This window comes from Pseudoalteromonas sp. NH0006-26 (assembly GCF_057552415.1).
This window is the reverse complement of record NZ_BAAJMJ010000003.1, coordinates 197619-222519: the sequence shown is the minus strand read 5'-3', so window position 1 is coordinate 222519 and position 24901 is coordinate 197619. Positions and strand designations below refer to the sequence as shown.

Genomic DNA, 24901 nt, shown 5'->3' with positions numbered 1-24901 from the left:
GAGGTTTTAAACCCGTTGCTCGCAGCCCTATGCTCGCAGCTAATCGCTCGTAGCCCGCAATCTAGCCCTTAAGATTCAATATCTTTATTATCTACGCTCATTTCTATTTGCTTATTAAGTAGGTTAATTAACAAAATGCTGCGCATATCGCCGTCGGGCTCTTTGTATATGGCTTGAATACTTTTAAAAGAATCGTTATTAACACTGACTACATCACCCGCTTTTGGCATTGTTGACTCAACGGTTTGTGAACATTTACTTTGTAATTGTTCAATTAAAGCTACAGGGACTATTTGATAACTCGCACCATAAGACACAAACCCACCAATACCGCGGGTATTTTTTACAGCAGAAAAACACCCGCTTTTTAAATCAAGACGAACAAACAAGTAATTAGGAAACAAAGCGAGCTGTTTAACAGTACGACGACCTTTAATGAGCTTTTCTGTTGTTAATTTGGGGTAAAATGCCTCAATCCCTTGGTTGGTTAAATTAGCTTTTGCCCTTTCCTCTTGTCGGGGCTTGCACATAACTAAATACCAATTTTCCATAATATATCCTGTAACCTTAGCTTAACGAGCAGTCGCCAGCATTTATCAAACCGAACTCGCCATTGTAAACTACTCACGGAATTGATGCGAGCCTGATAGTTAGGTTTTAGGTGTTAGCTATTGGCAAGGGATTACTCTGTGGAGCTTAGCGCCTCGGTGTTCTCTGTGGTTCAAAAAAATTAAAACACTATTTACCACAGAGGTCACAGAGTACACAGAGGAAATGATTAAAGGTAAAGAGCAGGTTTTAGGTTTAGACTATAGGTTTTTCTTGCTCCTCGCACCTTTGTGTTATAGGTCCATTGCCCGCCTACAATAACCCCCATATCAACAGTAGGTGAAAGTTACCTCGCGCCGATTTTAAGTATTAGGTGTATTAGGTGAGCTCAGGGCTTAGCTCTACGCCCGTCGCTCAAAGTCCGATGTCCGAACCCAGAAGCTCGTCGCCCGAGTTAATTAACCAGCTCTTTCATATATTCAGTAAACTCACCGCCTAAGCTTTCATGGCGCATGCTATATTCAACTATTGCTTTTAAATAACCGAGTTTATCGCCACAGTCGTGTGAGCGGCCACTCATATGAAATGCTTCTACTATATCAATAGCCAATAATGCATCAATCGCATCCGTAAGTTGTATTTCGCCACCGGCTCCAACATGTGTTTTAGCGAGTAACGGCCAAATATTTTTGCTTAATACATAACGACCAACAAGCGCTAAGTTCGATGGTGCATCATCAACAGCCGGTTTTTCAACCATAGCGTTTATAGCTGCGCTTTCACCTGGAGTAAGCTCTACACCGTTAATGTCGGCAATACCGTATTTGCTTACGTCTTGCTGCGCTACAGGCTCTAGCATAATCTGGCTGGCTTGCGTTTGGTTAAAACGGGCAATCATAGCCGCCAAGTTCTCAGTTTTTTGGTTAGCGGTATAAGCATCGAGTATTACATCAGGTAACACCACAACAAAATCACTATCGCCTACTATCGGCTTGGCGCATAAAATGGCATGCCCTAAGCCTTTAGCTTCACCTTGGCGTACATGCATAATGGTTACATCGGGTGGGCAAATAGAGCGTACTTCTTCAAGTAGGGTACGTTTTACGCGTTTTTCTAACGTGGCTTCTAGCTCAAAACTGGTATCAAAATGGTTTTCAATGGCATTTTTAGAGCTGTGAGTAACGAGCACAATTTCTTTAATACCCGCAGCAACACATTCATTAACTATGTATTGAATAAGCGGTTTATCAACCAAGGGGAGCATTTCTTTAGGGATTGCCTTAGTCATAGGCAACATACGAGTGCCTAAACCGGCAACGGGAATTACAGCTTTCAAGAATAATCCTTTAATTAAATCATTTTAATATTTTTATAAATTACCAGCTAAATAATATATCTAAGCTGAGCATTTTTAATCTTTTTTAAGTAATGTTGAGTAAAACAACATCGTCAAAAAAAGAAAAAGACCGAGTTCAAATTAAGCTCAGTCTTTTTTAACGTTTAGTTATAACGTCTATTTTTTTATACCTTAATCTAAACTTTCTTATTTGTTATAAAAACCTTTATACCAAGTAATAAATTCGGCAACACCTTTTTTAATACCAACTTTTGGCTTGTAACCAGTTGCCGCAAATAAATCTTGGGTATCTGCATAGGTTTGGTATACATCACCTGGCTGCATTTCACGGAAGTTCTTTTTAGCTTCAATGCCTAGTTCATCTTCAATCGCTTTAACAAAATCCATTAAGCTAATCGGTGAACCATGGCCTATGTTATATACAGCGTAAGGAGCTGAACTTGAAGCTGGTGTACCTTGCTCTACAGTCCATTGTTGATCACGTCCAGGTAAAACATCGGCGATACGCACTACGCCTTCAACAATATCGTCTACGTGGGTAAAATCACGCCACATATCACCATTGTTGTTAATATCAATCGTGTCGCCATCTAATATCTTTTTAGTAAAAATAAACGGTGCCATATCTGGACGGCCCCACGAGCCATACACGGTAAAGAAACGCAGCCCTGTAGTGGGAATATCGTATAAATGCGAGTAACTGTGCGACATTAACTCATTCGCTTTTTTAGTCGCTGCATATAATGAAACTGGGTGGTCAACAGAGTCAGATGTTTCAAATGGCACTTTAGCATTTAAGCCATACACAGAACTTGATGAAGCATAAATCAAGTGCTTCACTTTTGTTTGGCGACAGCCTTCAAGAATATTAAGATGGCCAACTAAGTTAGAATCAGCGTAAGCGTGTGGGCTTTCAATTGAATAACGTACACCCGCTTGTGCCGCTAAATGAATTACACGGTCAAGCTGCTCTTGCTCAAATAAGCTTTCAATCGCAGCGCGATCCGCTAAATCAACTACTTTAAATTCAAATCGCTCGTGCTCAATACGTTTGAGGCGCGCATGCTTTAAATTTACATCGTAATAATCATTTAAGTTATCAATACCTACCACTTCATGGCCAGCAGAGGTTAGTTTTTCTACAACCGCACTACCAATAAAACCAGCTGCGCCTGTTACTAAATATTTCATTTTTATCCTTTTGAAGACTTTCTAGTTCTAGGTTCGAGGCCCGTCACCCGAAACCCTTTAACCTTTAACGATATATTAATCACTACCAAACAAGTCGCGCGTATACACTTTATCTGCAATATCGTTAAGCTCTTCAACCATACGGTTAGATACCACTACATCTGAAATTTGCTTAAAATCATTTAAGTCTTTAACTACACGTGAATGATAAAACTCATTTTCTTCAAGTACAGGTTCGTAAACTACAACTTCAATACCCTTGGCTTTAATTCGCTTCATGATACCTTGTATAGCAGAAGCTCTAAAATTATCTGATCCTGTTTTCATTACCAAGCGATAAATACCCACTATTTTAGGATCACGCTTAATAATTGAATCTGCAATAAAGTCTTTACGAGTGGTATTAGCATCAACAATTGCACCAATAATATTATTAGGTACATCAGCATAATTTGCGCGGAGCTGTTTTGTGTCTTTTGGTAAGCAGTATCCGCCATAGCCAAACGAAGGGTTATTATAGTGGCTACCTATACGTGGATCTAAGCTTACACCTTGTATAATTTGCTTGCTATTTAAGCCATGCGCTTCAGCGTAGCTGTCTAACTCATTAAAATAAGCTACACGCATTGCTAAGTAAGTGTTTGAGAATAATTTAATTGCTTCCGCTTCTGTTGAGTCGGTAAATAGCACCTCAATGCCTTGCTTTACCGCTCCTTGCTTAAGTAAACTAGCAAATAACTCTGCACGCTCGCTTTGTTCACCAACTACAATTCGTGATGGGTGTAAGTTATCATGTAAAGCTTTACCTTCACGTAAAAACTCTGGCGAGAATATTAAATTATCAACACCTAATTCTGCTTTAATATTTTGAGTAAAGCCGACAGGGACAGTCGACTTTATAACTAAAACTGCACTTGAATTATGTGCTGTAGCATCTTTAATAACAGCTTCAACCGAGCTGGTATTAAAGTAGTTACTCTCTACATCATAATCGGTCGGGGTCGCAATAATTACAAAGTCAGCATTTTTATACGCTGCATTTTTATCCGTGGTTGCTGTAAAATTTAAATCGTTGCGAGTTAAAAATTCACTAATTTCAGTATCAACAATTGGTGATTTTTTATTATTTAAAAGTGCTATTTTTTTTTCATCAATATCGAGGGCAACAACTTCATTATGTTGTGCTAATAACATAGCGTTAGAGAGACCGACATACCCTGTGCCTACTACTGTAATATTCATATTTCATTTAACTCTTTAATTACTCTGTATCTAAATTAGGAAGCTTTAGTTTAAGTCTAATAAAACTAGTAATTTCCCGATGTTTTACTAATACGGCTAGGTATATTGCGAAGAAGAATATAAATGTATAGAACATAAAGAACTCAGGAAACTGTAAAATTTCGCCTAACATACCAATTCCAGCAAAAATAGTAGCTATAGTGCAAATTACAGCCAGAGTCTGTTTAGATGAACACCCTAAACGCTGACATATGTGATGTAAGTGATCGCGATCAGGCTTAAAGGGCGATTTCCCCTGCTGAACCCGGCGCACCATAATTGCAACCATGTCCATTAATGGTACCGCAATAAGCCATAATGCTGTAACCGGGCGAATCATCGGGTTACCCTCTGCTTGGCTAGCACCAATGAGCAACCAAATTACAGTAAAACCAATCATCATGCTACCAGCATCCCCCATAAAAACTTTACGTTTATGGCCAACAAAACCTAGGTTTAATAGTATGTAAGGCACCATACATACAACCAGTAGCAAACACAGGTAGCTGAGGCTTTGCTCACCAGCTAGTAAAAGTAATATACCAATACTAGCAAAGGTCACGATTGATAAACCACCTAATAAGCCGTCAATCCCATCGACCATATTAAACGCATTAATACATCCAATAACAGCAAATACGGTTACCAAACCACCAAGCATACCAAGCTCTATAGCGCCAAAACCAAGTAAATCACCCAATGTATGAAGTTCTGCATTGGCAAAATAAATCATCGCTACAGATATTAGCGCTTGCACTAACATACGTATTTTTACGCTTAAATCAAAGCGGTCGTCCAAAGCACCTACCGCTGTTAAAGCACAGATACATAACATGTATAAATTGGCATGGTTAATCATATTTGGGTGTGTATAAATATAATTAACTATAGTTATACAAATTGCTACACCACCAACTAATGGTATATTACCAGTGTGTACTTTGCGACCTGATGGCTTATCTACTAAGCCAACCCTTCTTGCAACTTTGCGCATTAAAAAAAGAACTGCAAAAGCGATAAAAAAGGTAAAAGATAAATCTATAAACATATGTTCTCTGTAATTGTTATATAAATTAGAGTTAAGAAGCCCTAACCACCACGTTTATAAGTTCGATAGTCAAGATAAAGGTTTACAACGAAACTGGGATAATTTACTAGCACTCTTTTAATTGTATGAGGCTCTTTCCAAAAGCGATATGCCCATCTCAAGTTAAGCTTATCGATTAACTTTGGATAGTAGTTTATTTTTTTAGTTGTCTGAGAAATAAATGCCCCGCAAGTAAAAATATAACCCTTAGAGTAGGGTGCTAACTTTGAAGCCATAATTTCTTGCTTAATACCACCTAACCCTAATATTATTAAACTTGGGTTTAGACTAACAACATCAGCTTTCAACTGATTAAACTCTTCATCTGAAAAGTAACCATTCTTTGAACCTATTATTTTAAGGCTTGGGTAACTTTCTTTAATTAACTCTTTAAATTTAATGAGATCGCTATCAGTTCCACCACACAAATATATTTCTAAACCTTCACGCTCAGCTTTACTAAAAATAGTAGGTGCAAGAGAAGTCATATCGAAACTTTGTCGCTCAGGTACATTAATCTTAAATAACTTTAAGACTGCAGTCATAAAAATGCCATCGAAGCGGACACCGTCAATATTCTCAATAAGATCCATATTCTTTCTAAAGTAATTATAAGTATAAGGATTTAAATAAATAACACTCCCAACCTTATTATTTATTAAATTTTCTTCTACATTTACAACTTTTTCTTTTATAAAACCGTACAATTTAAGCACCTATGATTTGGAGGAAAATTATTTTGTTAATCTTCTTCTTTGAGTAATTCAAGTAACAAGTGACTGCTTGGATGTAAACTAAACTTTTCCTTCAAGTATTGGGAACCATAGATATTCAAATGGTTATTATCAAAATATAAAGGTAGTCCATCATCAGAAATATAACTATCATCTAGAACTTCGGGAACAGTTAATAAATCTACGTTACTAAATTTTGAAGCAAGAGCTTCTATAGAGTTATTAGCTATATTGTAACGTTTATCAACATTATAGTCTTTACCTGTATTAAAGTAGGGGATTATTTGAGACTTTAAAAAACCCTTGGCTATGTCATCGCTATAACTTATAACTTGGGGTAATATCAATACCCTTTTAACTTTAGAAGAAAAAACATTTAAAGCGGACTGAGTTTCATGAAGCCATTCAAGGTTAGCATCCCATTTAGCTGCTAAAAATATTACTTTTATATTCTTTTTATTAATTAATTCCTCAACTTTAATTCTAAGTAACTTACAAAGGTTGGGGTTTCCACCAAAGTTTTCGCTGTCTACATAGTTTAAACTTGGAAAGCAGTTAGATGTAATAAAAGTCGATACCTTTAAATCCGACTCAGTACCTATATAGTCAATTAGGTTCTGATAATGCCCTGCATGAGAGTCACCAATGAATATTGCATTTGCATTTTGCAATTTTTTATTTCCAAGATAACAATCTCTAAAATTTTGAGCATTACTATACTCTTTAGTCCTATAACACCATCCATTTTCTATTGTAGGCATAATCATGAGCTTTTTTGCTTCATTGTAATTTTCATTAGCTAAAAATCTTTCCTCATAACCACTCTTAAAAGTTATTGTAAGGGATATTAAAGTAAAAAAACTTACAGGAACCATAAAGAAGATAATAAAAATAAAGGTTCGTGACCATTTTATTTTTTGTACTTTCTTCTCTATAAACATCCACGTTATCGTTGCAAGCCCTATAGAAGTTATTACTACAAGTGAACCTGAAAAGAGGTCTAATTCATAATTTAAATAATTTAAATATGCGATGATTGGCCAGTGCCATAAGTAGAGCGGATATGAAATTAAACCAATAAACACGATATACTTTTTAGATAAAATTTTATTTACAAATGATGGGTGCTCATTACCAGCTAAAATTATTAAACTAGCACCTATACAAGGAAGCAAAGCATTAAAGCCAGGAAAAACTGAAGACTTAGTCAATACAAACGACGAACCAATTATCAAGGTCAATCCGAATAGCGAGAAAAATGAAGATGTTAACCTACCCAATCTGAAGCCATTCTGTATAGCTATTCCGAGCCCCCCCCCTAACAAAAGCTCTCCAGCTCTGGTGGGAAGAAAGTAATATGCAGCATTAGGCTTATTTATTGCGGCCCATTGAGAAAATAAAAATAAAAAAATAACTAGTAATACTAAAAACCAAAATGAAGGGCGCTTCAAGTTAATCTTAACTAATAAGATAAGTAAAAAGGGCCATATAAAATAAAACTGCTCTTCAACTGACAAAGACCATAAATGTAAAAGAGGTAGTTCATCAGTATTGGTATTAAAATATCCACCCGTTGTTTTCCAAAAGTAAATGTTTGCTACAAAAAATGTTGAAGCTAAAGCACTCTTGGCTAAACCTACAAAATCACTTGGCAACAATACAAAGTAACCTAGAATTAAAGTAGTAATAACAACTACATAAAACGATGGTAGTATTCTTTTAACTCTCTTTATATAAAACTCTACTAACGAAAAATCTCCATTGTAAATGGTCTTATATATTATAGATGTTATCAAAAAACCTGATATAACAAAAAAAACATCTACCCCTACAAATCCACCGCTCAAAAAACTAAAGCCGGCATGATAAAGAACTACAAGTAAAACAGCCAAAGCTCTTAAGCCATCAATATCTTTTCTATATTTAAGTATCATAGATTTATCTCGTATACATTTTTGTATTTTTAGGTGAAAAGCCAATATAGAAAACCATACTAAGGGCAAAGAAAACGCTATTATAACCCGAAACAGAAAGTGAGTTTAGAAACAAAACGCCCATAAATGTATAACCATCTCGCTTATTAAAGCCTGCTTTTATTAAAAGGTAATGGGAAGAGTAAAAGATTAATACAGTAGCTATGACACCATGGTCAAATAAGGACCTTAATATGAAAGAATGTAAAATTAGAGAGTAACAGCTGCCATCACCTTTATAACTAAACAAACCTGGGTAGAAATACAAAGCATTGCAGGAGGACACCATTAAAGGTGAAAGCCTAGGGTGACCAAATAAAATTTCCATTGTAGAGCTATTTTGCATCTCAATAATAAAAACACGTAAAAATGCAAGCCTATCTATACTGCTCAATCCTGAGATGCCATATTTTGATAGAATAATGAATACAAAAAAAGAAGAAACTATAGACCCTAGAATTGTTACAGCTAACATGTTCTTCCATGTTAAGCTTCTAAAGTAATAGCTCGCTAATACAAACAACAATATCGGCAACGCTGACTTTGAGCCTGAAGCAATAAAAATAGACAGAATTGCAATTAACTCAAAAAGCTGAATTTTAGTTGTTGAAATACAACGAAGATAAAAAACAAGCGCAAGAAACATCAGCTCAAAGTTATTTTCTCTAAACAAAAGGGGTCTATCATTAAGACCCAAAACTATAGATAAAATATACTTTATGAAGAAAAGAGCCAATAACAAAAAATAAATATTATTAAAAGAGTTTAAACTTCCTATTTTTTTGTTACAAAAATAAAATAAAATTATTAAATAAAATATAGCTTTGTAGGCTAATAGAAAATCAAGAATGTGAACTTTTCTTAAAAATATGGCTATTAACAAAGACGAAAAAAAATAAAATAAGAAAGCTAAACAAAGGTACATAGCTTTCCTATCTTTAAATTTCGGTTTATAGATAAACAGGCTTAAAATAATTAATATATCAAAAGCTGAGGAAATATTGACTAAATGAGCCCTTCCATAAGTAAATAACCCCAAAACTCCGAGAAAAAGAAAATAAACAAAAATGAGTTTAAAATACACTTTTAAATTCCACTGTTACGAGCTTTATAAAAGCGTATTTTTAAATGTTTTTCTGTCAAAATCTAAATATTTCCCAAAAAACTTCTGTCCTTCTCCTCTATAGGTACCCGCCATTGGCCAAAATGTCATTTCTCCAACATAAATTTCACCATTACTTGAAAACAAGTCAACTCTTACACATTTAAAGTCAGCGGATACTTTCCTAGCAACATTTAGCATTTCATCCCAGTTCGAAGGTTTTACAAAACCTGTACCTAACTCAAATTTTGAGTGTAATGGAGTCTTTAAATCATCACCTTCAGGTGTTAAGAGTTGTTCTTTTGAATTTGCTCCTCTATCGTATATGTAGTGACAGAACTTAACTTCACCTTCAATACAATAGAACTTATAATCGGCTGGAGGGGTTTCGCTCTCAGGTTCAATATACTCTTCTACTATTATCATTGGTGGAACAAAACTGTAAGCCCATTCGCCAACACTCCAGCCAAACTTCCTTTGTAAAGAATCTTCGAGTCTTTTCTTAGCTTTTGTTATGTTTAATTTGTGTTTTTCTTTAACTAGGACAACAGTACCAGAATCGTGATTAGTTTTCATAACAAATGATTCAGGAAGAACATTGAAGTTAATCTGAGAAAACTCGCTCACTGCTTGGTACATGGGCACTAAATACTTATTCCCTACTTTTTCTTCAACATAGTCTCTAACTCTGAATTTATCAGAACACTGGATCTGTAACTTATCTTGATCAAATAATTTTAGCCACTGAATTTTATCATTGAAATCTCGGCAATTTATGAGGTCCGGAAATTTAAATAACTTCCTTGCAGTATGCTGATGAATTATAAAATATAGCTCTTTATGCTTTTGAGTTAGAGGCAAGTTATCACTGTCTTTTACCCACTTTCGCTCAATAAATGGCTTGGTGATAAGATTAATAATTGGTGCGGCTATATTATTTAAAATATATCGAAGAGTGTTTTCTATCATGACTACTTATCAACCTTACTTGCCTGTAATAATATAACATTAGTTAGATTCTGAATGGACTGCTCCATGCAAACATCTTTTTTACCAAGAAATGACTTATAATGGATTGCTCTAACAAATGTATCCTCTAGAGCCTTGTGAAAGTGCAGGATTTCTTTGTGCATATCTATATTTTTTAGGACATCTAATTTAATTAGAGCTTTTTCTAAATCATCTTTACTTTTAATTTTGAAAACTCTTGGCATTCCTTCATACCAAGCCCTACCAAAGTTTAGTGTCGGCGTACCTCTAATTGCACTTTCCCAACCAATAGTTCCACTAACTGTTACAGTAGCAACAGCACCATCAATTAAAGAGAAAGGATCGCTATCAACGCTTTCAAAGAATATCCGTGACGAAATAGATGATATCCTTCTATAAAAGATCTCGCCTCTTCCAGCAGAACCTTCTTGGTCTCTATAAAACTGAGATTTGTGCTCCTTAACAATAATATTAATATGCTTTGGTAAAACTTGATTAAGTAGCTGAATCATTAAGATTTGATCAGTGTAAGAACCACCGGTTGGACAAGTAGTCTCTTCTGGTTGGTAATGTAACGCAACAAATAAATACGGTGTTGATTTGCTCCATTTGGTGTCCACTATTTGATTATAAACTTTTTTTAGTTTCTTAACTTTTAAAGCATGAAAAATTTTAATCTTGTTATACTCTAGCCATCCCATACTTTTCTCAGAAGGCATAGTATCAAACATAGTCCAATAGGTATTTGGTTTTTTAAACTTATAGAAGTTGCCTACTTTAATATTTCTCTTTAAAGATATTAGTGACTTTTTTAAAGGTATAAATATAGATTTATTATTCCTTGCATGAGCTTTCATATAATCAGGAATCGCAGAATTATAATTATCTAATACACTATTTACCCTATCAGCAACAAGCTTGCTTGGCACATCTAAATTCCCTCTATAATCACAATTAATTTCAGGCATCGATTCAATATCTTGGATTAGTATACTATTAGAACCAAAAGGAGTCAGCTGAAATGAAACGTAATCTACTGATTTAATCTTACAAGCAACATATAAGGCAAAATCAAAAACTCTATGGGGTATTGAAGGTGAAACAACTAATTCAATATTTTTTTTATTAATGATTGTCAACCAATAGCCGACTAAATCCCTAAAGTAATATACCCTTGTTCCTGTTGTCATTTTCGATTCTGTTGGATCAAGCCTATTCATCATTAATAAAGCCTGAGATTCATACCAAGCTATTTGTTTTAATTGCACCTCATCCATTACCGTAGGCTTGCAATCTTTAGGAAACCCCTTTCCTTTCCATGCATCCTCAACTGTTTGAAAAAAGCACTCATTTAAATTTGAGTTTCTATAAGGTTCGTTCTCATCTCTCCAATGAATAACATAACTAGCTGATAAATTATTTGATTCTAGGTTTTCCATTACCTTAAGCCAAGGCTCTGCAATACAGCAGATATATATAACATTTTTTTTAGGCATAACATTCTTAGATATCATAAAAAACTAACCATTCCTTAGAGCAAACAAGGATTTTACTGAAAAAAGTGAAAACATAGACGCTATAAGCGAATACAAAATAAAATTAGGATCATTTATAAGAACTGCAGTAGCAGAACCCAAAAAGAAAATTACAAGACCAACAACATGACTAATCAAAATCTTTCCATCAAGATTTTTTGCGTACAATATATAGTGAGGAACCATACTTAACGAATATAAAAAAGACATAATAAGTAAAAGCCATAAAATTGTTATGTGTTCTAATAAAATTTTTTTATCTGTCCACTCAAATACGTATGGGGAAAGTAACCCAATTACAAACGCTACACCTCCTCCGAGCATAATCACAGACCAAGACAGCTCTTTTATATTCTTTTTATATTCGATTAACTTATTTCTTTTATAGTTACTGACCAGCTTTGGGTATACAAATGAAAATACAACAGGAACTAGCACACTATTAATAGCCATTGCTATGCTTACGTATACTACATATACAGCTAATAAATCCTTGCCACCAACATAATCCATGAAGTAACGATCTGCAGTCATAATTGCTCTGAAACACAAAGTTGCGCAAAAGAATTTAAACGCAACCTTGTATCCTTTTTTTATCCAGCTGATATCTACTTTTGAAAAATTTACTTCTGGCAATTCTTTAATAATGAAAACTACGCCTACAATTACTGAAGCTACACTACCTAATAGCCAGCAAAATAAGACTGTTTCAATATTATGGGAAGACTCATCTAAAATAAACAATGCAATGACAACCCAGCACCAAGCACCTAACCTAAAAAAAAGAATAAAGCTTGCAATTAATTGTTGTTGAAAGGTAATTAAGATCCTATTAATTTCTTGAGCTATATGTTCAGATACGAGTAGTAGAAAGTAGAGTGAAATTAATTCTAATGGTAGCCAAGCATTATAAAATATTAATAGTTGCAGCGGCAGAATTAAAAAATACAAAAGAATAGTAGCTAAACTTTGATGTTGTAAAATCCAACACCACCTATTATTACTTTCACTCAACAACTCTCTTTGACTATAAGTATAAAATTCTCCACCTAATAGAATAATAGAAAAGCTTACAGTCGCTACAATTAAACCATAAAGGCCAATATCCTCGACTGATAAATATTTAGCTAAAAATATGACCAGTACAAATTTACTTCCCATACTTAGCCCTCTTAGGGCTAAGTTGAATAGTCTTTCTAAAATTTTAGACTTCATCCTAAAGATTGATGAATTTTAAATTAGCATCTTCAAGAGTTAATGGAGTTCCTCTTGCAATACACTTTGTTGACTCTTTCCCAATAACATCTTTTAAATATTTTGGCGCTAATCCATAACCTGGCCTAATACTGCGAACATTTTCATGTGTAAACTCTTCCCCCTCAGCAACGTCTTTAACAACATAAAGCGAGCGTCTAAATATCATGTTTCCTTTTTCGCTTTCTTTGCGCTCATAGTTCACTTTACCTGTCGCTGCCCATGCTGTTTTACTATCTTCACATAACTGCTTTAACTCTGGCTCTTCTAATGAGAAGCTATCATCAGGTCCACCACCATTGCGATCAAGCGTTACATGTTTTTCAATCAAGCATGCGCCTAGCGCCACCGAGGTAATTGCGGTGGTATTATCAATAGTGTGATCTGAAAGCCCTGTGAGTACATTAAACCGCTTGGCCATATCAGGAATAGTAGCAAGGTTATAATCGCTAGCTGGAGCTGGATAACCACTTACGCAATGAAGCACTACTAACTCTTTGCAGCCTGCATTTTTTGCAGTTTCTACTGCTTCACGAATTTCTTCTTCATTTGCCATACCCGTTGAAATAATCATTGGCTTACCAGTTTTAGCAACATATTCAATCAACGGTAAATCAATTGCTTCAAATGATGCTATTTTATAAGCCGGTGCGCCAAGCTCTTCCAGCAAATCAACAGCTGTAAAGTCGAATGGCGAACTAAAAATAGTAATACCTAATTCTTTTGCTTTTTCGAAAAGTGGTTTGTGCCACTCCCATGGCATGTGTGCTTCAGTATATAAATCATATAATGTTCTACCATCCCACAATCCGCCTTTAACTTTAAACTCAGGCTTATCACAATCAATTGTTAGAGTATCTTGAGTATAGGTTTGAATTTTGATTGCATCAGCACCACAACGTTTAGCCATTTCGAGTATTTCAAACGCTCTGTTTATATCACCGTTGTGGTTTGCTGACAGTTCAGCAATTATATACGGTGGAAAGTCTGGGCCTATTTTTTTACCATCAATTGTAATAAATTCGTTCATGCTAACACTTCTCTATTTTAATTTTATACTTACAGCCGTTTTTATAAAAATAGGCCGGAAAACGCTCAGTATCACATACTCTAAGCAGGTTAAATTGCGACTCTAATGATTGACTAATATCTACTTCACTATCTTCTGGGGTACGCTTGCGCAAATAATTTGTTGCGCTGTCATCTTGAAGAACCGGCACAACTGAATCTACATTTTCACAAGCCCATGTAATTAATTGCAGTTCAGCATTAAATAGCTTTTTATTTATTTCGTCATATAGCTCGCTGCCATCTAGTGCAATATCTACCTTTTGCCATATTGCCCCAGTGTCAACCTTATCTTCAGCCTCTAGTAACGAAAGAGTTAGTTTGCTTTTTCCGTTCACAACAGCCCAAACATGTGGACTCCACCCTCTATCTTTAGGTAAGTCACTGGCATGGAGAACCAAAGTATGTTCAAAGTAATCACGATGACTCTTTTTGACTATTTCACTGCATGAAACCAAAAAAAGTAGTGTACCTTTGCGATTTATTTGTTCTACCGAAGTCAACAGCTCTATATCATAACGTTGTTTGTTTATTGCTTTCCATTGCTCTAATGCTTTATAAACTGGGTGTTTTATATCAGAGCAAAGCAGAGTCACCTTTAGCATACTTCCATAAACCTTTTTAATTGCTTTATCGTTCTTTTACAGCCTAAACCATCACATAGAGCAAAATTGTTACTGCTATAACTTTCCCATTGAGCAATGACTTCTTCTAGTGCAATAATCAGCTCAGTTGTAATATTATTTAGTTTTACCACTTTTACTGCTTTTACTGCTGCTAGCTCTTGTGCAATAGTGTTTTGGTTATCGGCAATAGGCACAATAATTGAGGGAATACCCAAACAAGCTCGCTCCCACGAAGTAGAGCCCGGTGCACCAATCATAATAGTGTGTTTACCCATCAAAGCGGGCATATCCTCAACAAACTCAATATGTTCAACCCACCCACTGTTTGCTAAAGCAAATGACTTTACTTGCTCATAATTAGGTGATCGTTTACTTAACAAAACAGTTATTGGTAGCTTCTGAGCTTCATTTTTTAAGGCATTTAAAACGTTTAATGATGCATTAGGCTGATCAATCCCCCCCATACTTATTAAAATAGTATGCTTTTGTGGTGACTGTTTTTTTAGCAGGCTTTCTCGCACGTATGAAAAGTCAGGCTTTAATAATGCGAAGTCAGTCCCTGTTAGTGCCAAACATGGGTGTAAATCTGTGTATTCTTTTTGGCGCCTATTAAGTGTTTGATCCAATACGATATCTGCATTATGCAATCTTACTAAATCATCTATTACCATTAACTTGCACTTAAGGGTTTGTTTAACTTTATTATGCCAATCTGCATTAATACCATAATGATCAACAATAACTAAATCAACGTTTACTACTTTACTGACAAAGTCTTGATAATCTTGCTCTTCACTAACTTGCAACCAAGCCTCATAATCAGCAGTAGTTTCAGGTATTTGCCATGATGCTGGCTGCATTAGGTGTATTAGATCAAACCCTTTATTATTTATAAAAGTATTAAGATCTGAAGTCTGTTCACGCGTGGCAAATAAAACTGTGTGCCCATCAAACCTGAGTGCTTCAGCTAACACTAAGCAGCGCATTACATGGCCACTGCCAATATGTTGTGAGGCATCGACCCTAAACACAACTTTCATTGAAGCGCCTTATAAAGTGCCTCAGCTAGCTCCCAATCTTCGGGCGTGTCTATGTCTTGCACACGCTTTCTTGGGAGTAAGATAGCTTTTGACTGAGGTGAGAAAAAAGGCTTACCATTTGAAAACGCATCTGTTGTACCCCAGTAAAACTGCCCTGCATCGTGATAGGCTTCTTCTAAATCTTGAGAGCGTGTATTTAAATGCTCAGGCTGAAACATTTCTACACGCTGCTCAGTATTAAGCTTAATAGCTCTTTGAATCGGAAAAGGAAAACTAGTAGCGCTAAATGCGTAATTAATAGTATTTTTAGTTAGCTCTTGTAGGCCTTTTTGTATGAATTCAGGTATTAAAAATGGGGCTGTTGCATAAATACAACATACATTTTTAACACCCCAAGCTTGTTGCTCAGTAAATTCAATAGCATGTTTTATTACGTCAAGTGTAGTGGCATAATCATCAGCAATATTAGCTGGGCGCATAAAAGGCACTTCTGCACCATACATTTTAGCAACCTCAGCTATCTCTGCATCATCAGTAGATACAATTACTTTATCAAAGCATCCACTGTTTAAGGCAGTCTCAATGGAATAAGCAATCATTGGCTTACCATGAAACTCTTTAATATTTTTTCTGGGTATGCGTTTACTGCCACCACGGGCAGGGATGATTGCAATATTCATGATTATGCTTCTAATATTTGTGTAAGTTTACTGATAACTTCATCTTGCTGTTCAAAGGTCATACCATGAAACATAGGGATAGAAATTGCATTTGCGTAGTAGGCTTCAGCGTGTGGAAAGTCACCTTGCTTAAAGCCCATTTTTTGATAATAAGGTTGTAAGTGCACTGGAATATAGTGCAGATTAACACCTATACCGTTTTTCCTTAGCTCATCAAATACTTCTTTATGTGTTTTTGTTATTTCATTTAGACTTAAACGAATAACATATAAATGTAAGCCTGAGTAAGTATTGGGTAATTGATGAGGCAATACAATAGGTAAACTCGCAAGCTTTTCATAATAACGTGCGGCTAGTTTATGACGTGCAGATACAAACTCACTCAAGCGGCTCATTTGTGAAACACCTAATGCAGCTTGCAGCTCTGTCATGCGGTAGTTAAAGCCCAAATCAATTTGTTCGTAGTACCATCCACCGTGTGAAGTATTTTCCATTAAGGCTTCATCGCGAGTAATACCATGACTGCGATAAAGCGCCATTTTACCTGCAAGCGCCTTACTATTTGTCAAAGCAGCTCCACCTTCAGCTGTGGTAACAATTTTAACTGGGTGGAAGCTGAACACGGTAATGTCACTGTATTCACATGAACCAATGGGTTGATCTAAGTAGCTTCCACCAATTGCATGTGACGCATCTTCAATAACTTTAAAACCATATTCTATTGATAACGCATGGATTGCCCTCATATCGCACGGCTGACCACATAAATGCACGGCCACTAAAACCTTGGGTAAGGTACCAAGATTTTTAGCAACAATCAGTTTTTGTTCCAACGCTTTTGGGCAAAGGTTGTAGGTAGCAGGGTCAATATCAACAAAATCAACCTTTGCTCCACAATACAAACCACAGTTAGCTGAGGCTACAAAAGTAATTGGCGTTGTCCACAAACTATCCCCTTCGCCTAAACCTAGCGCTAAACAAGCAATATGTAAGGCCGATGTAGCGCTATTAACTGCTGTTGCATAATTCGCGCCTGTTGCATCCATCAGGGCACTCTCAAACGCAGGGATCTGTGGCCCTTGCGTTAAAAAATCTGATTTTAATACATCAAAAACCGCATCAATGTCTGCTTGGGTTATGTCTTGCTTTCCATACGGTATCATTTTATTAACCTTGCACTTCAAATGATGGATCGACATGCTCAATAATAAGCTGACGCAAACCTTCTACGGTTTCCCATTCTGTATTCGTGCCTGAGTTATATTTAAAGCCGAATGGTACTTTTTCCGCTTTGTGATGTGCAATATATTCTTCTTCTGAGTATGTGTAAGATACAGAAGGCAAAATTGCATAGTAAGGACCCAAATCAATTGTATTTAACGAATCTGTGTCTGTAATCATTTCTTCGTGCAGCTTTTCACCAGGGCGAATACCTACATCACGCGTTTTACAATTTGGCGCAACAGCTTCTGCAATATCTAATATTTTATAAGATGGTATTTTAGGAACGAAAATCTCGCCTCCTAAATGATGACCTAATGCAAACATGACTAAATCAACACCTGCTTGCAATGAAATGTTAAAGCGCGTCATCTCTGTATGAGTAATTGGTAACTCACCGTCTTTGCGTTTTTCTAAAAAGAATGGAATAACCGAGCCACGAGAGCCCATTACATTGCCGTAACGTACAACACTAAATTTAATATCTTTAGAACCACGAATATTATTCGCAGCTGCAAATAATTTATCAGACGCTAATTTAGTAGCACCGTACAAATTAATAGGTGCACAAGCCTTATCAGTTGAAAGTGCAACCACATCTTTAACACCACACGCTAATGCGGCATGTATAACGTTTTCAGCACCGTCTATATTAGTGCGGATACATTCTGTTGGGTTATATTCAGCGGTATCAACTTGCTTAATTGCAGCAGCATGAATAATTACATCAACCCCTTCACATGCCTGAGTCATACGCTCTTTATCACGAACGTCGCCGATAAAAAAACGTAACTGTGGGTAATCGTATGCTGGGTACTTTTGCTTGATTATCGACTGCTTTAATTCATCACGAGAATAGATGATTATTTTTTTTACATCTGGGTATCGCGCTAAAATTGTCTCGATAAATTTTTTACCAAATGACCCCGTGCCACCGGTAATTAAAACTGTTTTATTATTTAACATAAATATTTCCTAGTCTGCATTTGCCCTTAGAGCAAAAGCACTTTTATTAATAATTAATTCAAAAGTATGATTATTTAAATACCAAAGCATATTTACAAAAATGAGTGACTATAAGCCTAACTTAAAGTAAAAGTTTGATTAAGAGTCTTTATCATTAATAATGTAGTACCTCATTAAAATAAAAATAATACTAAAAAAGCCACCTAACAACATACCAAATATTACAATAAATGGTCTATTGGGTTTAAATTTCAATTCTGGAACCAATGCAGGATCAACAGTCTTAAATACATACTCATCACGGACATTCGCAAACATAATAGTTTTAGCTTGCTCTTCGATTAAACTGTATAGAACAGCGCGTATATCTGCTATTGAAGTTTTTTCTAGCTGGCCCATTAAAAACTGTGTGCTTTTATTCGCCTCAATTACATCACGGCTCTTCATAGTTCTGTTTATATCTTGTACAAGCCAATCTACCCATTGCTTTGCAACAAAAGGGGATAAATGTTCAACTGAAATTCTCACCATTCCAGTTTCTGCATCAATGTTTGTTGTAAGGATTTTTTTAAACTGTTTAAAAGCCTCTTGCATTGATGGCTTTGGTTTAAATGGTGCATTGACTATACGCACCCATCTATCTTCACTTTTTGAGTAAATATTTCCATCATAAATTACTTTATTCGAAGTTCTATGCCATGACTTAGCAGCCATTAGATCAGGTAAAATATCGTTCCTTTCAATGAATTCGCTAGTAAACTTTCGAGACTTTAAAACTTGAAGCGCCATTTGAGTTTTATCAACACCCCCACCACCTAAATTAACACCCGCTAAGCTTGCTAAACCACCTAAGTTACCAGATAATCGACCCGCTTTATCCTGCTCTGCAGGTGCTAACAATACCTCTGCTCTGTAGATGTTAGGCTGGTTTATAGCATAAACAACCGATGCAACTGCAAATAACGCGGTTATAGCAATGATGATCCACTTGCCTTGCCAAATCACGGCAAAGAGTTCACGCAAGTCTATTTCGTCATCGGCAATATTGTTGTTTGGCATATTTGCTTGGTTTAGATTGTTTGAGTTGTTTTCCATTTAAATCTCATAAGTTCTAGTGAGTGGCTTCGGGCCGCGAGCTATTGGCTATTGGCTATCAGCTATCAGCTATCAGCTATCAGCTATCAGCTATCAGCTATCAGCTATCAGCTATCAGCTATCAGCTATCAGCTATCAGCTATCAAAAATTGAATAACGAGAACATTAGGTCAAGTTATTGTTTTAGGTTTTAGGTTTTAGGAACCTTAGCTCGTTCCTCATAACACCAAACCTGCTGCTACATTTACGCGACATAAAGCCCCGTCTACAAAACCATTTTGAACCACAGAGTACACCGAGGCGCTGCGCGCTTCACTGAGAAGAAAAGCTTATATTGATAAAAGCCTTTACCTTTAATCTCTTCCACTGTGTTCTCTTTACCCTCTGTGGTGAATAAAATCACTAACAGACGTTTCGAGCTTCGAGCTTCAGGCACGCTCCACGTTCCAGTTCGTCGCAGAGCTCCTCTCGCTCCAGCTTGAAAGCAAAACTATTTGCTTGTCTAGCCCTTCGGGCACGCTTCCGCCCCTAGGTTGCAGTTCCTACGTACTGATAAAACTATAAATTTTAGGGTTCGGGCCACGGGCTGCGAGCTTTGGATTTCGAGCTCTAGACCCATAGTTCTAGGCTCTAGGCTCATAACCTTTAAGCAACCGCACGGGCGTAAAGCCCCGCTTTAAAAATCATTTTTGAACCACAGAGTGCACTGAGGCGCTGCGCGCTACACTGAGAAAAAGCTTGCTGAAAAATGACAGCTAATAACTGTTTTTTTCCTCTGTGTTCTCTTAACCTCTGTGGTAAATAAAATCACTAACATACGTTTTGGGCTTCGAGCCGCGAGCCCGTTGCTCATAGCCTGATGTTCATAACCCTAGCTTTTCCTAAAGCCTTAAACATACGCGACATAAAGTCGCTGCTACATTAGCGTGGCATAGCCCCGCTTTAAAAATTATTTTGAACCACAGAGTGCACTGAGGCGCTTCGCGCTACACTGAGAAAATCAGCCTGCTGACAGCTAATAACTGCTTTTTCCCTCTGTGTTCTCTTTACCTCTGTGGTAAATAAAATCACTAATACCTTTAAACTTCGAGCCGCGAGCCCATTGCTCATAGCCCGATGTTCATAACCCTAGTTTTTCCTAAAGCCTTAAACATACACGACATTAAGTCGCTCTACATTAACGTGGCATAGCCCCGCTTTAAAAATTATTTTGAACCACAGAGTGCACTGAGGCGCTTCGCGCTACACTGAGAAAATCAGCCTGCTGACAGCTAATAACTGCTTTTTCCCTCTGTGTTCTCTTTACCTCTGTGGTAAATAAAATCACTAATACCTTTAAACTTCGAGCAGCGAGCCCATTGCTCATAACCCTAGCTTTTGCTAAAGCCTTAAACATACACGACATTAAGTCGCTCTACATAAACGTGGCATAGCCCCGCTTTAAAAATTATTTTGAACCACAGGGCACGCTAGGCGCTGCGCGCTACACTGAGAAGATTAGCCTGCTGACAGCTAATAACTGCTCTTTCCTCTGTGTTCTCTTAACCTCTGTGGTAAATAAAACCCCTAACAGACGCTTCGGCTTTGAGCCCGCAGCCCGATACCCGTTGCTCATAACCTTATATTACAAGCTTCCGATTGCGGCTACTGCTACGCCAAGCTGGTAAAGTATTTGTGTAGCAGTGCTCCACAGCGTTAGCTTGTCCATATGGCCTGCGTCCATTGGTACTACTATTGTGTCACCTGGCTCTAGCATTTGCTCATTACCAGGGGCAAACCAGTTACCTGTGTTAGGTATAGTTACTGCGCCATTTGCTTTAATAATGTAAATACGGTCATCGTCAGCGCGTTCTTTTAAGCCACCACTTAGTTCTAGGTAGTCATCAACACTTATGCCTGCTTTATAAAGGTGGGTGGTTGAGTAGTTTACTTCACCTACAACGCTAATAGAATCGCGTTTGCTAGGAACATATAAAGTGTCGCCATCTTGAAGCACTAAGGTTTGCTGGTTATTTTCAATAAGCGGCAGGTCTATTACCAAACGGCCTAATGCTTCTACACTTGCCAGGTCGTTAAGTAAATTATTCATTTCATCATACGAAAGCGAGCTACTACTCACCGAGTCTTGAAAGCTTTTTGATGCCACATCACGGCGAAGCTCTGTTGCTAAACGCGCTAATTGTTGCTGCTCTTGCTGCTTTACCGATAAGCGAGTAAATATAGCGGCGTTTTGCTCTGCAAAATCACTAAAGCCACCTGCTCGTTCTAGTAAGTTACTTAGCGTCTCACCGCGACGAATGGTGTAGGTGCCCGGAAATTTAAACTCACCTTTTAAAGTTACCTTAACGTTTTCTTGCCAGTTAGGAATTGCAAAAATATTTAAGCTGTCTTTGCTTTGCAAAGCAAGGCTGCTTTCGTTACTACCTATTAGTTGTTCAAGGTTTATTTTTACATGTTCTACTTGTGAAGCATCGCCATCAACCATGCGGGTTATTTCAGCTTCTTTGGTGTAAGCCGATTCTAACAAGCCCCCAGCAGCTATTATTAAGTCAGCTACACGGCCATTTACGGTTAAAGGGTAAACCCCCGGGTGACTGACCTTACCGTTAATTTCTACTAGTTGTATTGCCTTATTGGTTGAAGCCTGTTGCTTCAACTGTTTAATTATTGGCGCTAGTAAATTATTACGGCTATATGGTGAGTAGCTTTCAGCGCTTAAATCGTTACTATTTTCATCTTCAGCAGCTTGCTCAATAGATTTATCTTTTTTAGTACCTGAGCCTGTAGTTGATAAAGTAAGTTGCTCTTGCTGCTTTTGCTCAAACTCACTAAATATAATAATTTTATCGTTTGCGTTAAGGGTTAAGTCGTTTTTAGCATTTTTTACAATGGCTTGCGCAACATTAAACTGATGCACTTCTATATCACCACTAATATTTATTTCACGAATTACTAAGCCATAACTTAAATCAGCTTGTTGTAGTAGATCACCACGTACCGACTTTAACACGTCGGAAATGCGTTTACCTTCATACCACTGGTAGCTGCCAGGGCGAACTACTGCCCCCACTAAATTTACAACGTTATTATATTGTGCGCTTACCGTGTTAAAACGAATGCGATCGCCGTCTTGCGGAATGTAATTTATATTGCTAGCAGAAAAGTCTACGGTAAGTACTTCTTTGCGGTTGTTTTTAAAACGCTCTACCACGGCATTTTTAGTATAAGCGCCCGGCTTTAGTCCGCCTGCCATAGCTAAAAGCTCTTTGGCTGTTTCGCCCTTTTTTAGCTCAAAAATAGCAGGGCGTTTCACTAAGCCTTCAACGGTTACTTGCGAGCCAACAGATGGCACAAATACTACATCGCCAGGTTTTAAAATTATATCGTTACTGCTATCACCGCTAATAAGTAAATCGTATAGATCGAAGTTAGTTACTACTTTACCAGCACGTTTTACTTGTATATTACGCAGTGATGCAATATCCGACACCCCGCCACTTACAAATAACGCATGCGATACCGTAGTTAACGACGACACACTGTAACTACCAGGTTTATATGCTTCACCTAATACCATAATTCGCATACTGCGGAGCTGGCCAAGCGATACAAACGCTTTAACGCCAATAACTTCTTGCTCTACCTTTAGTTTAATTAACTCTTTAACCTCCGCAAAGGTTAAGCCAGCTACTTGCACTGGGCTCAAGTCAGGAATGTTAATTCGACCTTCTCTATCAACAATTACTTCAAAGCTTGCACTTTCTTTACCATAAAAATTAATTAATAACTGATCGCCTCGGCCAACTAAATACGTATCGGGTACTGCTGACGTTTCGCTAGGCATGAAAGTGGTGGGTTCGCCGGCAAATAATTCATAACCGAATGCTTTAATTTTGTTGGTATTTGGCTTTTTTTCGACTTGTTTTGAATTTTGTTCAGTTTCAGATGGGCTTGGGCGCTCACCGATAGTAGGAGGTTGTTCTGCACTAACCTGGTTTTGCTGACCAGCACCGGTAATTACCGATAAATCAACACCGTACTGCTTTGCAAGCGCCTGCTGCTGAGACTTAGGCAACTTTTTAAATTGCTCTATTTGCGATGCACTTGGGGTAAAAGCCAATGCGTTGAAGCTGCTGATAATTATCAGCGCACTAATAAAGTATTTAAAAAAGTTCACGAGTAGGTATTTCCCTAGTTCTACAGTCGATAATGCGCGTATCATACACCATTTTCGCGTAATTAAAAAAGAGGCAACCGCCTCTTTTATTACATAATTGTTATCAAAACCGCTATTGGTTAAAAGCTATACACCAATGTTAATGAGGTCTCTGTATCAGTTGCTTCTTTATCGTCAGCAACATCTGAGTTATTAGTAATATTGTAAGCCACTTTCATTTGTAGTGAGCCGTTAATTTTAGTCAGCAGTGCCGTTTCTGAGCGGGTTTTGGTGTTTGTATCACCATATTCTACTGACACTAACTGAGTAAAACGTGCGTTGTCTGAAATTTTCCAGCTAAAATCCATTTTACCTAAGGCTATCACTTCACCTTCGTATTCACCTGCTAATGAGTTGCCGTTTTCGTCAACCTCGGTGCTTACATCTGGGTATTTAAAATATTTATAACCTGGGCCAATTTCAGCGTTTAATTTCATGTTTGACTCATCTAGTAAACGCAAGCCATAACCCGCTGAAACAACCGACTCACTTCTGTAGGCACCAAAGTAATCAGAAACGTGCGACCCATAAATGAATAAGTGTGCATGTTTTTCGTTTAGCTTGTAGTTACCTTGCGCTGAAATAGCGTACTTTTCATTCGTGCGCTGTTTTTCTTTAGTGCCGTCTTCGTTTTCTACTTCGTCTTCTTTGTAGATGCCGTCTAGCTTGTATTCGTTGTTCCAGTACTCTAGGTTATGCAATACTTTAATACCGCCTTTGAGGGTGGTTGTTTCGGTATTACCACTGGTAATAATGGCACCTACTTCACTGGTTACTTCCCAGGTTTTTTGTTCTTCTGCTGATGCAAATGCATTGGTTGTAGCTGTGGCTGCTACTAAAATTGATAAAAGCTTAAGTTTCATTAAAAAATAACCCTGTAAATATAATATGTATACTTATTAAAAAAGCAGCGCACATGCTAACCAATCTCATATG

20 protein-coding genes are annotated in these 24901 nt (G+C 37.0%); all 20 read right to left on the bottom strand.

Features of this window, described 5'->3' with window-relative positions; all coding sequences use genetic code 11:
- Positions 1-68 precede the first annotated feature (68 nt).
- The 20 genes from rfaH to AC27JR_RS05945 all read right to left on the bottom strand — a co-directional run bounded on the left by rfaH (position 69) and on the right by AC27JR_RS05945 (position 24828).
- Positions 69-551 carry a transcription/translation regulatory transformer protein RfaH gene (rfaH, locus tag AC27JR_RS06040; protein ID WP_487173070.1) on the bottom strand — a complete coding sequence of 161 codons (483 nt, stop codon included), beginning with the start codon at positions 549-551 and terminating at the stop codon, positions 69-71.
- A gap of 452 nt (positions 552-1003) precedes the next feature.
- Positions 1004-1885, bottom strand: coding sequence for a UTP--glucose-1-phosphate uridylyltransferase GalU (galU, locus tag AC27JR_RS06035; protein WP_487173069.1), 882 nt, complete (start codon positions 1883-1885; stop codon positions 1004-1006).
- A gap of 207 nt (positions 1886-2092) precedes the next feature.
- Positions 2093-3097 carry an NAD-dependent epimerase gene (locus tag AC27JR_RS06030; protein ID WP_487173068.1) on the bottom strand — a complete coding sequence of 335 codons (1005 nt, stop codon included), beginning with the start codon at positions 3095-3097 and terminating at the stop codon, positions 2093-2095.
- A gap of 75 nt (positions 3098-3172) precedes the next feature.
- Positions 3173-4339: a nucleotide sugar dehydrogenase gene (locus AC27JR_RS06025; protein WP_487173067.1), complete on the bottom strand. Its 1167-nt coding sequence runs from the start codon at positions 4337-4339 to the stop codon at positions 3173-3175.
- 19 nt (positions 4340-4358) lie between these two features.
- Positions 4359-5426, bottom strand: coding sequence for a UDP-N-acetylglucosamine--undecaprenyl-phosphate N-acetylglucosaminephosphotransferase (gene wecA / locus AC27JR_RS06020; protein ID WP_487173066.1), 1068 nt, complete (start codon positions 5424-5426; stop codon positions 4359-4361).
- Positions 5427-5467: 41 nt separating this feature from the next.
- Entirely contained in the window at positions 5468-6172 is a 705-nt protein-coding gene (locus AC27JR_RS06015) for a WecB/TagA/CpsF family glycosyltransferase (protein WP_487173065.1), read from the bottom strand.
- A 35-nt stretch (positions 6173-6207) separates the two neighbouring features.
- Complete coding sequence (locus AC27JR_RS06010) at positions 6208-8133, bottom strand: acyltransferase family protein (protein ID WP_487173064.1); 1926 nt, start codon at positions 8131-8133, stop codon at positions 6208-6210.
- Positions 8134-8137: 4 nt separating this feature from the next.
- Complete coding sequence (locus AC27JR_RS06005) at positions 8138-9256, bottom strand: hypothetical protein (RefSeq protein WP_487173063.1); 1119 nt, start codon at positions 9254-9256, stop codon at positions 8138-8140.
- Positions 9257-9280: 24 nt separating this feature from the next.
- Positions 9281-10243, bottom strand: a complete 963-nt coding sequence (locus AC27JR_RS06000) for an ATP-grasp fold amidoligase family protein (RefSeq protein WP_487173062.1) — start codon at positions 10241-10243, stop codon at positions 9281-9283.
- A 2-nt stretch (positions 10244-10245) separates the two neighbouring features.
- On the bottom strand, positions 10246-11760 hold the full coding sequence (locus AC27JR_RS05995) for a hypothetical protein (RefSeq protein WP_487173061.1): 1515 nt from the start codon (positions 11758-11760) through the stop codon (positions 10246-10248).
- A gap of 24 nt (positions 11761-11784) precedes the next feature.
- Positions 11785-13014 carry an oligosaccharide flippase family protein gene (locus tag AC27JR_RS05990; protein WP_487173060.1) on the bottom strand — a complete coding sequence of 410 codons (1230 nt, stop codon included), beginning with the start codon at positions 13012-13014 and terminating at the stop codon, positions 11785-11787.
- Position 13015: 1 nt separating this feature from the next.
- Positions 13016-14083 carry a pseudaminic acid synthase gene (gene pseI / locus AC27JR_RS05985; RefSeq protein WP_487173059.1) on the bottom strand — a complete coding sequence of 356 codons (1068 nt, stop codon included), beginning with the start codon at positions 14081-14083 and terminating at the stop codon, positions 13016-13018.
- A gap of 1 nt (position 14084) precedes the next feature.
- Positions 14085-14726, bottom strand: a complete 642-nt coding sequence (locus AC27JR_RS05980) for a formyltransferase family protein (RefSeq protein ID WP_487173058.1) — start codon at positions 14724-14726, stop codon at positions 14085-14087.
- The gene (pseG, locus tag AC27JR_RS05975; RefSeq protein WP_487173057.1) at positions 14720-15787 is read right to left on the bottom strand and encodes a UDP-2,4-diacetamido-2,4,6-trideoxy-beta-L-altropyranose hydrolase; all 1068 of its coding nucleotides are present in this window, start codon (positions 15785-15787) and stop codon (positions 14720-14722) included. The genes AC27JR_RS05980 and pseG overlap by 7 nt, the downstream gene beginning before the upstream one ends.
- On the bottom strand, positions 15784-16467 hold the full coding sequence (gene pseF / locus AC27JR_RS05970) for a pseudaminic acid cytidylyltransferase (protein WP_487173056.1): 684 nt from the start codon (positions 16465-16467) through the stop codon (positions 15784-15786). Before pseF ends, pseG begins: the two co-directional genes overlap by 4 nt.
- 2 nt (positions 16468-16469) lie before the next feature.
- Complete coding sequence (gene pseC, locus AC27JR_RS05965; protein ID WP_487173055.1) at positions 16470-17630, bottom strand: UDP-4-amino-4,6-dideoxy-N-acetyl-beta-L-altrosamine transaminase; 1161 nt, start codon at positions 17628-17630, stop codon at positions 16470-16472.
- 4 nt (positions 17631-17634) lie between these two features.
- Entirely contained in the window at positions 17635-18654 is a 1020-nt protein-coding gene (gene pseB, locus AC27JR_RS05960) for a UDP-N-acetylglucosamine 4,6-dehydratase (inverting) (protein WP_487173054.1), read from the bottom strand.
- 138 nt (positions 18655-18792) lie between these two features.
- On the bottom strand, positions 18793-19749 hold the full coding sequence (locus AC27JR_RS05955) for a Wzz/FepE/Etk N-terminal domain-containing protein (RefSeq protein ID WP_487173053.1): 957 nt from the start codon (positions 19747-19749) through the stop codon (positions 18793-18795).
- Between the two features lie 1624 nt (positions 19750-21373).
- Positions 21374-23926 (bottom strand): SLBB domain-containing protein, encoded by a 2553-nt coding sequence (locus AC27JR_RS05950; RefSeq protein WP_487173052.1) that lies wholly within the window; start codon positions 23924-23926, stop codon positions 21374-21376.
- 119 nt (positions 23927-24045) lie between these two features.
- Positions 24046-24828 carry a DUF481 domain-containing protein gene (locus tag AC27JR_RS05945; protein ID WP_487173050.1) on the bottom strand — a complete coding sequence of 261 codons (783 nt, stop codon included), beginning with the start codon at positions 24826-24828 and terminating at the stop codon, positions 24046-24048.
- Between the last annotated feature and the right edge of the window lie 73 nt (positions 24829-24901).